General features: G+C 45.7%; 13 protein-coding genes and 1 pseudogene. 7 read left to right on the top strand and 7 right to left on the bottom strand.

Annotated features, from left to right (window positions below; all coding sequences use genetic code 11):
- Nucleotides 1-50 precede the first annotated feature (50 nt).
- Nucleotides 51-656: an HD-GYP domain-containing protein gene (locus ACLGGO_RS23525; RefSeq protein ID WP_446336803.1), complete on the bottom strand. Its 606-nt coding sequence runs from the start codon at nt 654-656 to the stop codon at nt 51-53.
- A 154-nt stretch (nt 657-810) separates the two neighbouring features.
- Here ACLGGO_RS23525 and ACLGGO_RS23520 point away from each other — a divergent pair, with 154 nt between their 5' ends.
- Complete coding sequence (locus ACLGGO_RS23520) at nt 811-1602, top strand: YdcF family protein (RefSeq protein WP_446421117.1); 792 nt, start codon at nt 811-813, stop codon at nt 1600-1602.
- A 57-nt stretch (nt 1603-1659) separates the two neighbouring features.
- Here the strand turns inward: ACLGGO_RS23520 and ACLGGO_RS23515 are convergent, their stop codons facing one another.
- The 4 genes and pseudogenes from ACLGGO_RS23515 to ACLGGO_RS23500 all read right to left on the bottom strand — a co-directional run bounded on the left by ACLGGO_RS23515 (nt 1660) and on the right by ACLGGO_RS23500 (nt 2705).
- Nucleotides 1660-2103, bottom strand: a complete 444-nt coding sequence (locus ACLGGO_RS23515) for a DUF3598 family protein (protein WP_446336801.1) — start codon at nt 2101-2103, stop codon at nt 1660-1662.
- Nucleotides 2046-2228 (bottom strand): annotated as a pseudogene (locus ACLGGO_RS23510) (hypothetical protein); the annotation flags it as partial. The pseudogene ACLGGO_RS23510 and the gene ACLGGO_RS23515, both read right to left, overlap by 58 nt.
- The gene (locus tag ACLGGO_RS23505) at nt 2229-2357 is read right to left on the bottom strand and encodes a hypothetical protein (protein ID WP_446336800.1); all 129 of its coding nucleotides are present in this window, start codon (nt 2355-2357) and stop codon (nt 2229-2231) included.
- 12 nt (nt 2358-2369) lie between these two features.
- Nucleotides 2370-2705, bottom strand: a complete 336-nt coding sequence (locus ACLGGO_RS23500) for a cupin domain-containing protein (RefSeq protein ID WP_446336799.1) — start codon at nt 2703-2705, stop codon at nt 2370-2372.
- A 70-nt stretch (nt 2706-2775) separates the two neighbouring features.
- Between ACLGGO_RS23500 and ACLGGO_RS23495 the strand changes: the two genes are divergently transcribed.
- From ACLGGO_RS23495 to ACLGGO_RS23485, 3 genes are all read left to right on the top strand, one after another.
- On the top strand, nt 2776-3300 hold the full coding sequence (locus ACLGGO_RS23495; protein ID WP_446421116.1) for a DUF3122 domain-containing protein: 525 nt from the start codon (nt 2776-2778) through the stop codon (nt 3298-3300).
- A 346-nt stretch (nt 3301-3646) separates the two neighbouring features.
- A complete protein-coding gene (locus ACLGGO_RS23490; RefSeq protein ID WP_446421115.1) occupies nt 3647-4873 on the top strand; it encodes a family 10 glycosylhydrolase in 1227 nt (408 codons plus the stop codon).
- A 239-nt stretch (nt 4874-5112) separates the two neighbouring features.
- Nucleotides 5113-5508, top strand: a complete 396-nt coding sequence (locus ACLGGO_RS23485; protein WP_446421137.1) for a PEP-CTERM sorting domain-containing protein — start codon at nt 5113-5115, stop codon at nt 5506-5508.
- A 154-nt stretch (nt 5509-5662) separates the two neighbouring features.
- Here ACLGGO_RS23485 and ACLGGO_RS23480 read toward each other — a convergent pair whose 3' ends face one another.
- Nucleotides 5663-7684: a caspase family protein gene (locus tag ACLGGO_RS23480; RefSeq protein WP_446421114.1), complete on the bottom strand. Its 2022-nt coding sequence runs from the start codon at nt 7682-7684 to the stop codon at nt 5663-5665.
- A gap of 262 nt (nt 7685-7946) precedes the next feature.
- Between ACLGGO_RS23480 and ACLGGO_RS23475 the strand changes: the two genes are divergently transcribed.
- Together ACLGGO_RS23475 and ACLGGO_RS23470 are read left to right on the top strand one after the other, a co-directional pair.
- Nucleotides 7947-9527 (top strand): IS200/IS605 family accessory protein TnpB-related protein, encoded by a 1581-nt coding sequence (locus tag ACLGGO_RS23475; protein ID WP_446336795.1) that lies wholly within the window; start codon nt 7947-7949, stop codon nt 9525-9527.
- Nucleotides 9528-9629: 102 nt separating this feature from the next.
- Nucleotides 9630-10046, top strand: a complete 417-nt coding sequence (locus tag ACLGGO_RS23470; protein WP_446336794.1) for a hypothetical protein — start codon at nt 9630-9632, stop codon at nt 10044-10046.
- Between the two features lie 353 nt (nt 10047-10399).
- On the opposite strand, the gene ACLGGO_RS23465 is transcribed toward ACLGGO_RS23470, so the two are convergent.
- Nucleotides 10400-10561, bottom strand: coding sequence for a ribbon-helix-helix domain-containing protein (locus tag ACLGGO_RS23465; protein ID WP_006104592.1), 162 nt, complete (start codon nt 10559-10561; stop codon nt 10400-10402).
- Nucleotides 10562-11034: 473 nt separating this feature from the next.
- Between ACLGGO_RS23465 and ACLGGO_RS23460 the strand changes: the two genes are divergently transcribed.
- Nucleotides 11035-13114 (top strand): filamentous hemagglutinin N-terminal domain-containing protein (locus tag ACLGGO_RS23460; protein ID WP_446421113.1); only part of this gene is annotated, 2080 nt, incomplete at its 3' end.

Genomic DNA, 13114 nt, shown 5'->3' with positions numbered 1-13114 from the left:
ATAACTGCTCACTGATAACTGATAACTCCCCCAGCTCCCCCAGCTTCCCTTCACCCGCCGCCTTGATAGAACAGCTCAAGAAACCGGAAAAACTTCTCGCATAAGTTGGGATCTCGTGCGCCGACTTCCATCTCCTTGGTAATCTCTTCTATGGCTTGCATCCAGTAGGGGCGATCGCTTGGGGGTTCATTCCGGGTACGATGGAGTCGCTTACTGATAATAGCATCAGCGATATTGACAAGCTGGAAAACTTGGACAATAAACGGAATTTCATCGCCCTCGAGTCCTTTGGGATAGCCGGTGCCATTGAGTCGTTCTTGATGAGATAGCACTAGAGGGACGAATTCTCTCAACACAGGAAGTTGCTTGCAGACTAAAGCAGACACTTCTGGATACTCGCGAATTTTTACCCAATCCTGTTCACTTAACGAACCGGGATTGAGTAAAATCGAGTCAGGAATGCTGAGTTTTCCTAAGCCATGACAGTAACTCAGGAAAACAAGCTGGCGCAGTTGGGTTTTATCTAGTTTCAGCCACCGTCCAAAATGTAAGCACATCGTTCGCAGACGATAGCAGCGTAGACCAGCCGTGACGTTTCGAGCCAGCTGGATTTGTTCAAGAAAATTTAAGATATCGGCGTCGCCGGGGCGAAGCATTCCACTTCAGAATAAGTCTAGGTTACTTTTATTGTTGCATTGTTTTTGAGGTTAGTGAGCCGCTTTATAGAGTATAGGGCTTAATTGCTATATTCTTAACCTTACCACAAGGGCTTGATAAAATCTGAATTGTGTATTTTTAATTTCCTGCTGTATGTTTCTATTTCTCTCCAAGCTACTCCCCCTATTTGTATATCCATTAGGACTCGCTTGCGTACTGATGGTTGTGGCGTTAGTCTTGTCCTGGAAACGTCCCCGTTGGGTTCCCATACCTATCGCCTTAGGATTGATTATCTTGTTAGTCACCAGTAACGGTTGGGTTGCCAATAGCATGGTTCAATCCCTAGAGTGGCAGCATATCCCCCCTACCGAATTACCCCAGGCGGAGGCAATCGTGGTTTTGGGGGGGGCAACTCGATCGGCTTTTCCGCCGCGCCCTGCACCGGATTTAAATGAAGCAGGCGATCGCGTTTTTTATGGGGCGCAGCTTTATCAGGAAGGCAAAGCGCCTTTAGTTATTGCTTCTGGGGGACGGATTGAGTGGCGAGGTGGGGGTTCTCCGGAATCAGCAGATATGGCTGTAATCTTAGAAATGATCGGCGTTCCTCCCTCAGCTATTTTACAAGATCCTGCGTCACTTAACACCCACCAAAATGCTATCAATGTGCGGCAAATTTTACAGGAGCAAGGAATACAAAAGGTACTATTAGTTACCTCCGCTATGCACATGCCCCGCGCCCTACGGATTTTTCTGCGTCAGGGGATTGAGGCGATTCCAGCACCGACGGATTTTTTGGTCACTCAACAAGAATTGAATGAATCGAATAGTAGTCTAGCAGCTACTTTGTTGAATGGTTTGCCAGATACTCAAAATTTAGATAAGACAACCCGCGCGATCAAGGAATATATTGGTACAGCCGTTTATTGGCTGCGAGGATGGCTATGACGAATGACGTAGCTTGCTTCTCACTCCCTTGAGTATGACAAATGACGAATGACTATTTTATCTGCGTTCTTCTTGAATCAATGTGCGTTGAAAGAGTTGATGACTTTTAAACCAATGCCAGGTGCGGGAGCGATGGTTATTGCAGGGACTCAGTTGAATCATTTCATATAAATAACTATCCGGTATTGTCTTGTAGGTAAAGTGTAGGATAATTGTTGCCGAATCAACTTCCCAGGCTTTCCCTTGAATGCGTTCTGTGTCAAACCAGAGGGCTTTATCCCGATAGATTGCAGGAAATTTATGCTCCTCCCGTTTGCCGTCAGACCAGTGATAGCGATTAATTTGATAATAATGATATGAACCTGTGTCAGGGAACTGACAACTTAAGTGAGATTCATGTTTGTCAAGAACCGTTCCTTGATTATCAACTAGGATGTAAGTTCCTACCCAGTCTCCTTCATGACGGGCAAGGAGAGGCATTTCATCTTTAATACTTGACATATAGTATTCTTACACGGATCAGACTGAGAGTCAGTTTTAATTAAAAGCGCCTTCTTCCTCATAAATTCTGTCAGTGCGGCTGCTCCCATTCGCGAACCCCCCATCCCAGAAAATTTAAATGAACTTTAACAGACTAAATCCACATTGTCAATGAGTGTCGCCCCTGTTTCTCCAGTTCCTTCAGAATAAACTAAGACATTTCGTAATTGGGGATGAGGGTGAAGCAGTTCGATGGGTGCAGGTACACAATCCAATTGGTTTAATCCTCAGTCATTTTTCCATAGCGTTAACAGAAACGCCAAATTTTGTTCAGCCTTTAAAGCGTGGGGAGCATTAGCCTGCATGGAAATAAAAACGCCCGGTTCTAATGGAATCTCCTTACCCTCCAAAGTAAAGATACCCTTTCCTTCAATCACATTAATCGTAGCGTTACGAGGTGACGTATGTTCAGAAATACTCGTGTCAGCCGCTAGACAGAACAACGTGTGGTCACATTTGTCATCTTTATGAATAACTTTACTCAGTACACCCCCTTCAGGATATTCGATGCGATCGCGTAGTTGCAATGAAAATGATGATTGGCTGGGAATTTGACCGGTCATGATGATTTTCTCCTATGGCACAATTTAAAAATGTTCAAACTTCTTTGAGTTGGCTTTATCTTTAGCACTTATGGTTTATCCTATTCAACAATGCTTTTCTCAACTTCTAGCGCTTGGTAGATTTTTTCTGGTATTACTCCTGCTCCAAGCCACGTTCATAACTCCGCCAGCCGTCGCTGTACTTCGACAACACCAAGACGCGCCGGGAATTATGCGCTATCACTCTCAGGAGTCGTTGAAAGATGAATCAGGAAGAACTTGGCAGGTGGTTCTGTTCAAAACAATAATACCAGGTCAGACAACGCGCCTGAATCTGCGGTTAGTTGGCTTTCCGGGTATGGCTGAGTTTACCCATCCCCAATTCCTGGAAATTACCACAGCAGACGGTAAACTTCTCACCGCCGCCGATGTCTTTGCCCAAGCCGCGCCTGCACCTAATGTTGGTCAGTATGATGTTACCGATGTCTTTGCCAAATTACAAGCTGATGAATCTCTGAATCTTTCCATACCCCTCAAAGGTGGACAACCCCTTTCCTTAATCATTCCTAAATCTTTGGTTATCGAGTGGCAATTGTTGCTCACAGAAATTCGGTAACCTATAATTCGCCGAATCTGTACGAGAAGCAGATTTTTTCCGACATTCCTCACCCTATTTTTAGCTTAACCTGACCTTGACTGATGCCAAACCTGATTTTAATTCGATTTTTCTATGCCCCAAAAAAGAGATTTTAAAGCCAGACGCGATCGCGAAAAAGGGGACACAATAGAGTTAGGGTCAATAAAGACGCGATCGCAACCGGAATCAACCAACTCAGCCGTGGGTTAAGCTAGGGGTAGGGGGGAAGGGGTTTCTGGCAGTTGCGACTCACACCCCTAAGCCAACTGCAACGGGAATCTCTTTCTCCAAGCCATGTCATGATTAAACAATAACTAATGTTACCATGCCATCTAAAAAAGAAAACAAAGGATGTGGATGTACTTCGATACCCATTTCATTAATCCTCGTTTTGTTAGGAGTAGGTTATTGGGGCTTTAGGCATCTCGATCTCGTCGCGATTAGCCAATTTTTGCCAAATAATCCACTAACGAATCAACAACCCACGGCGGTTAATAATCAACAACCCACTCCGCCGCCATTACCTCCTGCGCCTATCCCCAACGCACCGATTGTTAATTCTCCCGTGGCGTCAGTTACTCCCACTCAGACACCGACAACTAGTCCCCAAGTTTCACCATTACCCCTACCCCCAAATCCATCCCCATCACCTCAAACACCTTGGCAGAAAAAAGAAATTCGGGGAATTTATTTAAGTCGATATCAAGCCACGAATAATGCTAGCGAAAAAATGATTCGCGAACGAGTTCGGTATTATCGCGCTCAAGGCATCAATACAATTATTCATGGCGTGTGGGGGAATGGTTGCACGATGTATAACAGTGAGGTCATGCAGCAAACCTTTGGATACAAAAGTTGTCCCAATAAATTTCAAGAGCAATGGTTAGACTGGTTAATTGATGAGGCACACAAGCAGGGAATGCAAGTTCACGCCTATTTTGAGAAGGGGATTAAACTCGATAAAAATAGTCCGATTTTTGACACAGCAATTTCTAAACGATGGATTGTGCCTGGAGTGGATAAAACCTATCCCAGCATTGATCACTACTTACTGGATGTGGAACTCCCAGAAGTCGGTAGTTTTTTCAAAAATATATTAGTCGAGTTTGTGCAAAAGTATCCCACTATTGATGCGGTTCAGTGGGATGATTACCTGGGTTATCATGCCGACTTACCCGGAAAAGTTGATCGCACGACTCATTTGACTACTTTTGTACAGCAAATGATAGCGGATATGAAGCAAGCTAACCCAAATGTTAGTTTCGATATTTGCCATCATAATCCGTATTGGGGTAAACGTTATTTTGCGGCAGACTGGGAAAATTGGAATGTTGATCGGGTTTTTATTCAAGTTTATAATGACGACAATTTTCAAGAGGAGTTGAATTATGCCGAAAACTATGCGGGAGTTTCTATTTCCGATCAGCAGTTTTCTCGCTTAAAAGAACTGGTTAATAATCCCAAAATTAAGAGTATTTTAGTCTTTCCCGCTTCAGGAAAACCCGAAGAGGCGGCGGCTTCTCTGAAAACGTTTACGCATACGAGTAACTAGTACCCCGAAAAATGGTGGTTGAGAGGCGAATTGGCATAAAATAGAGGAATTCCAGAACAGAAGCACACTGTAGAGCGGGGGAAGCGGGCGATGTCTGAGTATCAACAGGTGTATTTTAACCAGCAAAGTGAAGCATTAGGCGAAGACGCGATCGCAGATGCAGGGAATTCGGTTTTAATTGCAGGTGCTGATTATACTCGCGCCATGTAAAGATTGATGTATAGCTTGCTGTAGCTAATATTGAGGGAACTACTGCTGGGGTACTATCATTAATATTTCCCAATCCACAGAACCGCCTAGGATATGGGTTCGCCGTAAATGATTTCTTCGGTTTTGTTCCTAACGCTACTACTGTAGAACTATTCGATGCAAATAATTTTTCTCTGGGAAGTATTTCCGCAGATGGAATTCCTGATCCTGACTTTGTTGGTGGATTCTTAGGTGTTGAAAGCACGACACCTTTTGTACGTGCTGAAGTAACTTTCAATGATTCTCGATTTGCTTTTGATAATCTCAGGTACGAATCTGTTTCCCAAAATGTTCCTGAACCAACTACTTTACTAGGCTTAGCTACTGTACTAGGTTGTGGAACCTTACTCAAACGAGGAAATTCCCAAAAGCAGAACAAAAGCTAGTCATTACATAGAATGAAGTCGGACTGACAAAAAATCAAACAAGTAAGCTGCCATCAGCGCTTTACTCCCCCGTTTACAAAACGGGAGCTACCACGCTACCACTTGTTGATGGTGTAAGTCTATCAGAGTTGTGATAGGGGAAGAAGGGAAGAGCTTACTGTTGACCATTCTGCCACCGTGCGATCGCCTGCTGCGCGGCTTGGTATGATGGAGTCCCCGGCGGAACTAAGGCAGCGGTTTGTCTAGCCAGTGACAACTGACCCCGCCATGCGCGGGAATGGGCGATTAAATAAATCTGGCGACTCCATTGGTTAATTAACTGTTGCGCTTGAGCATAACCCGGTTGACCGACGGGAATTTGACGCAAGGTATTAATCGCGCGATTATAAGAAGAGGCTTGATTTGGTCGCAGTTGCTGTTTAGCGGTTTGAATAAGCCCTTGGTTTTGCTGCTGCTGTTGGGCTTGAGTCTGCCAGGTTTTAACCGCCGACTGCGCCTGATTATAAATCGAGGGATAGGTAGAAGGAACTAATTTTGCCGCCGCGATCGCAGAAGCAAAATTCCCTTGTTTGGCACGTCCTTCGGCTAAATCGAGAATCACCAGACTCCAGCGCTGGATATCCTGTTGCGCCTCCTGGTAAAGGGGTTCATCGGGTTGAATTTTCTGGGCTTGGGCGATCGCTTGACTGAAGAGTGAGGCTTGATTGGGTTGGATTGTGCCTTTGGCTTGTGCCAAAATTCGTTGATTTGCTTGCATGGATTCTGGATCAGAGGGCGAGGGTGAGTCTAGGGGCTGTTCCCTGGGCTTAACCTCAGAAGTCGGTGCGATAGCCTGATTTTCCACGGGTGAGGGGGGAAGCGGCGAAGGGGTAGGTTCTGGTGAGGCGACGGGAGTTTGACCCACTGAACCGACAGTCTCTTCATCGGCGTTGGGTTGGGTTTCTGGTACAGACTCGATGATCTGGGGACTTGTCCCAGTTTGGCGGTTGAGAATCTTGAGAGTGACTAGCATCAGTACCAAAACCAGTATCAGTCCACCCACTCGCAGCAGCCATTGTTTCCATTGATTGTCTGGCTTATCCTCCTGTGAAGCTGAATCAGGCGCTTTAACCAAAGCTTTTATTGACTGGGGATGTTCATCAAAACCCTTGGGTATTAACGAGTTGGTCGGTTTTTTGTCCGGTATGGCAACGGCATACTTGGAGACAGGGACTGTTGCGCCATTATTAGTAGAGGATTCCTGATAGGCTGACTTGCCATTTGTCGGGTCACCCGATGTTAATGTTGAGGCAATGGTTGTCGCCGTTTTCTGTTCGGCTGAAGCGGACAGGGACAGGGGCAAAATGAGCTGTTTTCGGGTTGTCTGTGAAGGGATGATCATTAAAGGCGTCTGTATAGGTCGCCAGTGGTGTTGACTTAACTCCGGTAAGCGATCGCATAAATACTGCTCTAAGTTTGCTAGGGTTAGATCCCTTTGATAGTAGCCCAGAGCTTCCAGTAACGCGGTGCTAAACAAACCATTCCGCAACGCCGTCGCTTCGTGGGAAAATTGCCCCAGTTGACTTGAGAGGATCAGGGTAATTCCCATCTGACGGGCTAATTCCACAGTTTGGGCACCAACAGCTTTACCGGCTTGCAGTCCAGGCGATCGGTTAATATCCAGCAGAACCAGCAGGTTTTCATCCCCTTGAGGCTTAAGAGAACTCAGCAGCGATCGCATTGATATCCCAGTCCGAGGAATATCCTGTGGATTCCCATCAATGGGCATCAGGTAATCGGTTTGTTGCCAACAGACACCATAGCCACTGAAAAAGAACCACCGCCAACCCCTCGACGAGGAATTTTTGCCGTTCGTCGGGGAGGGTTGGCGAATCGCTTCCAGCCAGCGCCAAATATTGTCCTGAGTGGGATAGGTGGATTGGCGATCAATCAGGGGTGAATGATCGGTTAGTAATAAATAATCCTGGGATGACCCCTCCGCTTGCTGCACCAGAAACTGCCACAAGGCTTGAGCATCCGCCTGTCCGTAGTTCAAGGGCGGTAAAAACTGATAGCGATTGATGCCAATTGCAACACAAGCGTAATTTGCCATGGGGAGAGGGTTTTCGACGTTGGCGGCGGGAACTTGGTCAGGTTTGCTATCGTCTTGTATGACTAATGTTTCAGTCTTGATCAAGACGTTTTGGACACAATCATTCTATTACTTCCCTTACCCTTGCGCCAGGATAACCCTCAAATCGTCTCCAACGGGAAGATTTAATCAAAATCTGCCTTTGCAGGGTTTGCAGCAGTCGCGCAAATACCTAGATTTACCGATAATCGACAAGGGAGGTTTTGGCTGAAAAATCTATGGGTCGGTGGTTGTCGATAGGGGTGAAGCTGTTGACTCCTCGGATAAATCTCTGTAAGATACACAAATAATAGGTTTTACTCCTGTCATGACCCAAGGCGAATCCCGCACTTATGTCACTACAACAACCAACCCTTGGGCGGTGGCGTTTTTGAATGACGCGGCGACACTCGGCTATGATGCTAAGATTGAGTGCCTAAAGCTACTTTTAGAGCAAAAGCCTCCCAGTAAGTCAAAGCTTAATACTCAACTACAGCAAAACCACAACATCAACAAGCGACAAGCGAACAGTATTATTGCCTATGTTGAAGGCGCAGTTAAGTCGGTCAAAGAATGCCGTAGCAATCATCTAGAGGAACTTCAGGGCAAACTCAAACACGCAACGGAAGTTATTAAGAATTTAGAAAAAAAAATTAAAGCGCACTCCTATTATCTGCAAGCGGTAGAACAGGTAAACCGAGGGAAAAAGAAGAAAGTGCCAAAGTCCCTCAAACCCAAATACCCAGACGCTTGCCCCATGCGGTGCGCTCATCATTTAACTCTGTTCAGGCAAGCCCAAGTTAAACTTCATCAAAAGAAACGGTACACCCACAAGTTGAGGCAAAAAATCGCCCAGAGCAAAACCGCTCCTGTTCACGTAAATCTGGGCAATAAATATACCGTGGAGATGATTGGTTCCAAAGACGAATCTTACGGGAATCAGATTTGCCAGTTGGATCTAATTGGGAAGTTCCTTCATATTCGAGTTCCTTATGGCCTAGAAAAGCGATATGGAAAATACATCCAATGGACGATTCGATTACCCAAACATGGGACAGACTTATTGGCAACAGCTTGGTATAACCGACAAGCCTTAACCTATCGATTCATCCAGAAAAGTTTAACGGAGTGGGAAATCCATATCACTTTTGATGTTGAACCCGCTCCCAGGATAAGTGCCCCCGTTTCTTGGGGAGCCATCGGTGTAGACCTTAACCCCAACTGCATTGGCTGGGCAATGACTGATCAGGATGGGAATCTAGACGGCTTTGGTCCTCTCAAGGTCAATATTCAATCTCAGCCCAAGGGACGCACTGAGGCTATTCTGGTTGATGTCATTACTGACTTGACTACGTTAGCCTTGGAGCATAAGCGTCCCATTGTTGTCGAAAAACTCGATTTTACGGAAAAGAAAAAACGATTGCGCGAACTAAATGCAAGGGCATGCCGTATGTTGAGTAACTTTGCCTACTCCAAATTCCTTCAATTACTTAAAGCCAGGTGCTTTAAGTTAGGTATCCAGGTTATTCAAGTGAATCCAGCCTACAGTAGCTGGATTGGATTAGTGAAGTTCATGTCTATGTATGGCATGAATAGTGCCACGGCTGCTGCTTTGGTGTTAGCGCGACGTGGGATGGGTCTATCAGAAAGACTGCCAGCCAAATCAGCCTACCAAGGAACGGAACCACGGAAGCACGTTTGGTCAGACTGGCGGTCAGTGGCGAAACGAGCCAAAGGCTCATCTCGCCATTCTTTTTTCCAGCCTAGACTGACAGTCTACTCCAGGTTACGCCCAGTACGGGGCTTTCATTCTCCTGCGGAGGATGAAGCGATATCGGCTGTTGACAATCCTTTCGGGGAGCTTGGAGAGGTCGGTGAGAATCCGACAGGAAGTCGTTATACCGTGTGACGGCGTATCATGCTCCCGTTTTGCATAGATATTTTTTAGCGGTTATCTGATCAAGCTTGTGCTGTTAAAATTTCTGTTTCATTCAACTCCTCGTCTACCCCGATGATCCAGTCAATTGCCCGAAAACAAATTGCGCCCCTCGGTTTATGGGTGTTGTTCGGTTGTACCAGTATCAGTTGGCTGATGACAGCCGCGATCGCTCCTGAGATGGCTTGTGCTTACACAGCGCGAGTGGAAGTGCCTCTGAACAGTCAGCCAGAGGAAACTTACGCCAACTTTCTCCGCCGCGCTGAAGCCGTTGCTCGAGCCGCCGCACAACGCAGTTTCGATGGCGATATTTTGGTCACTGATGTCGCCGTGACGATTGTTGGGCAACATAATAACGCGATCGCCCCCATTTTGTTGCTACAAGTGAGTCGTCAGAACTGGAAACGACGTCCTATTGTTTCGTTTTGGGCAACCTATTTCCCTGGAACTCAATCCCTGCTAGAGTTTAACCAGCCAGTCCAGTCGAACTAGCCCGCCTAGCCTGAGCCTAATCAGTAAAGAGAGAGAGGGCTTGTGCATGATGTTTGAGGTCGCGTGCTAGTTCCTCAAACATCATACCCAAGCCCTAAACCATTCAGGTTCTGATTTGTCCCTACATGCTATTGTGTCTTCTGAGGATGGGTTCTAGCCTCAGCAAAACTTCTTAATCTTTTACGTCAATTGGCTGATAGATGGTTATCCAAAACTTTGACCTGGTAGGGAATCACCGTCCTACAAGGACGGTGAGGATGTCAAGTTTTGAACTTTCAGAACTCACCGCGACCATAAACTACCGCCACAAAACAAAACTGCCCAACCTGTCGGCTTTTTTCGCGCCGACTGCACTAATTCGATTGGTTTTGTTGTTGTTGACGCTCTTTGACAGCCTGAGTTAACAAGTAGGTCGCTAGGCTACTCAGTGACCGACTTTCTTCCTCTGCCCACTGTTCTAAGGCTCTCTGGATTTCTTCCGGTAAATAAGCCGTGACCCGCCCTTTTAGTTTCATCAGCCCTAAATTTTAATGCTTCAACATATTCCAGTATATAATTTTTCACTGTTTATTGCACAATCTAACTTTGTTATACATTAAAATAATATAGTTTAACGTAAACTTGTGCTGGGATAGAAGCGAGTACAAGCAACACTCAACCTGGATAGTGGAAAACTTGTGCTGCGAAGGTTCAGTCATCCGAAAATTGCCAAGATATCCACGGGACAAATTCAGCCAAAGGGGATGCGCCTCAAAAGTCCCACAAGTCTGATAATTATTTATAATATTTTTAGGGGCGACTAAAAAAACGATATCGCACTTTAATTCTAGGGCTGCAGCTTCACAAAGAATCTAATTTATTAAGCTTCTATGAAGTAGAATCATGAATCAAACTTGCTCTATTAATTGCTAAAATATGAGGAAACCCAAGAGCTGATAAAACCGTCATTAATTCTGATTAGTCCTGACCCTAAAATAGGCAACAACCAATGACAGACAAGATGAACACAACAGTATTGACAAATTACTGGCTGGTGGTTGCCAATCTATTCGCCATGACCAAAAAAAAAGGTAAACGAATCCAGTATCTACTGTTGACGTTACTCCTAGCAAGTTTACCAACGGGGGGGTTAGCTCAATCAGTTGTTGAAGCGCCAGATGGGACGGGAACGGTTGTCACATCCAATGGCGATCAGTTTGACATTACCGGGGGGCAAACCTCTGGGGATGGCGCAAATCGTTTTCATAGCTTCAGCGAGTTTGGTTTAGACGCGAACCAAACCGCTAATTTTATTTCTGATCCTAATATCAAAAATATTCTGTCTCGTGTGACAGGTGGCGACCCTTCCGTCATTAATGGGTTGCTGCAAGTGACTGGGGGAAATTCTAATCTATTTTTAATAAATCCTGCGGGTATTGTATTTGGTGAAAATGCCCAACTTAATGTTCCCGCATCCTTTACCGCTACGACGGCTACGGGTATTGGTTTTGGCGATAATTGGTTTAATGCACAAGGGGCAAATAATTATGCTGCATTAATTGGTCAACCCAGTGCTTTTACCTTTAATACCACAAATCCTGGGTCAATTGTGAACGCGGGTAATTTGGCAGTAGAACCCGGACAAGATTTAAGCTTAATTGGGGGTACGGTTGTCAGTACGGGTAGCTTAACAGCACTAGGCGGAGAAATTAGTGTGACAACTGTCCCTGGTGAGAGTATGGTGCGGATTAGCCAAGCTGGACATGTTCTGAGTTTAGAGGTTCAACCCTCTGCTTCAATCCCATTGACTCCTCTAAATTTACCTCAGTTGTTAACCGGGAGTGGGCAGATACCTGGTTTGCAGGTGAATGGTAATGGAGACGTCCAATTAGTGGGATCGGGTATCGCTGTGGAAAATGGGGATATTGTGGCGCGTGATGTGAATTCCCAGACGGCTACACTGTCAGCTCAGCATAATCTTACCTTAGTGGAGAGTCAGTTACAGACAACGGGAGATTTGAATCTGCTGGCAAACAATACAGTACGGGTGCGAGATAGTGTGGTCAATCCGTTTCTTGCCCAAGCTGGAGGAAATCTCTACATTCAAGGGAATCAGGGTATTGATATCTTAGCGCTGAATCATCCGCAGACACCGTTTCAAAGTGGTGGTAATCTCAGTTTAGTCAGCGATGGCAATATTTCTGGCGATGCTCACTTTGCTAGTGGGAGAAATTTCTCGATTCTCAATTTGTCCGGTGAGCCAGGTGATTTTGTTAGCCTTTACGACCCAATTATTCGGGTCGATGGTGATGTTGAGTTTGGAGATTATACAGGTGCAGCCCTTTTGGTAGAGGCGACAGGTAGTATCCAGGGGGGCAATATTACGATTACTAGACCCGATGATTCTCTTGATGCTAATGCAGGAATTTCTAATTCAGATTTGCAGCTTTTGACCAGTCAACCAACCCTGATTTTGCGAGCTGGGTTGGATGCGGTAACTTCTACTAACGTTCCTGCAACTGAAGGATCAACCAATTTTCAAACACCAGGATCGCCGTTATCGCTGCCACCAGGAAGTATCAATGTAGGAAATATTAACACTTCCGATGAAGTTTCTGTACTTAACCAAGCTGATGCAGGTCCTGTAATATTGTTTGCCACGGGTGACATTATTACAGACACTATAACGGCGACTACAAGTATGGGTAGTGGAGACGATTCTGGTTTTGTAAATCTGTTGGCTCAAGGAAATATTACGACTGACACTATCAACACCAGTGATAAAGGACAGGGTGATGCGGGTTCTGTAACAGTAACAGCCGGAGGTAATATTAGCATTAATGGTATAGATGCCAGTGAACAAGGACAAGGTAATTCAGGCGACGTAACCTTGACAGCAGGGGGTTCGATTACACCAGTCAATATCAACCAAGATGCTCTCCCACCAGGCGATATGGGTCAGGTTCAGATCACACCTAACCAAACCAACCCCATACCCAATCCCCAACCGCAACCCAATCCCCAACCGCAACCCAATCCCCAACCGCAACCCAATCCCCAACCGCAACCCAATCCCCAACCGCAACCCA

Origin of the sequence: Coleofasciculus sp., assembly GCF_046565525.1 — a bacterium.
GTDB lineage: Bacteria > Cyanobacteriota > Cyanobacteriia > Cyanobacteriales > Coleofasciculaceae > Coleofasciculus.
This window is presented reverse-complemented; position numbering and strand designations above follow the sequence as displayed.

Bases quoted from the DNA above. Each gene is read 5' to 3' on its own strand.
- ACLGGO_RS23515 (WP_446336801.1), bottom strand. From the start codon at position 2,103: ATGTCAAGTATTAAAGATGAAATGCCTCTCCTTGCCCGTCATGAAGGA.
- ACLGGO_RS23465 (WP_006104592.1), bottom strand. From the start codon at position 10,561: ATGAAACTAAAAGGGCGGGTCACGGCTTATTTACCGGAAGAAATCCAG.
- ACLGGO_RS23525 (WP_446336803.1), bottom strand. From the start codon at position 656: ATGCTTCGCCCCGGCGACGCCGATATCTTAAATTTTCTTGAACAAATC.
- ACLGGO_RS23470 (WP_446336794.1), top strand. From the start codon at position 9,630: ATGATCCAGTCAATTGCCCGAAAACAAATTGCGCCCCTCGGTTTATGG.
- ACLGGO_RS23520 (WP_446421117.1), top strand. From the start codon at position 811: ATGTTTCTATTTCTCTCCAAGCTACTCCCCCTATTTGTATATCCATTA.
- ACLGGO_RS23475 (WP_446336795.1), top strand. From the start codon at position 7,947: ATGACCCAAGGCGAATCCCGCACTTATGTCACTACAACAACCAACCCT.
- ACLGGO_RS23495 (WP_446421116.1), top strand. From the start codon at position 2,776: ATGGTTTATCCTATTCAACAATGCTTTTCTCAACTTCTAGCGCTTGGT.
- ACLGGO_RS23490 (WP_446421115.1), top strand. From the start codon at position 3,647: ATGCCATCTAAAAAAGAAAACAAAGGATGTGGATGTACTTCGATACCC.
- ACLGGO_RS23500 (WP_446336799.1), bottom strand. From the start codon at position 2,705: ATGACCGGTCAAATTCCCAGCCAATCATCATTTTCATTGCAACTACGC.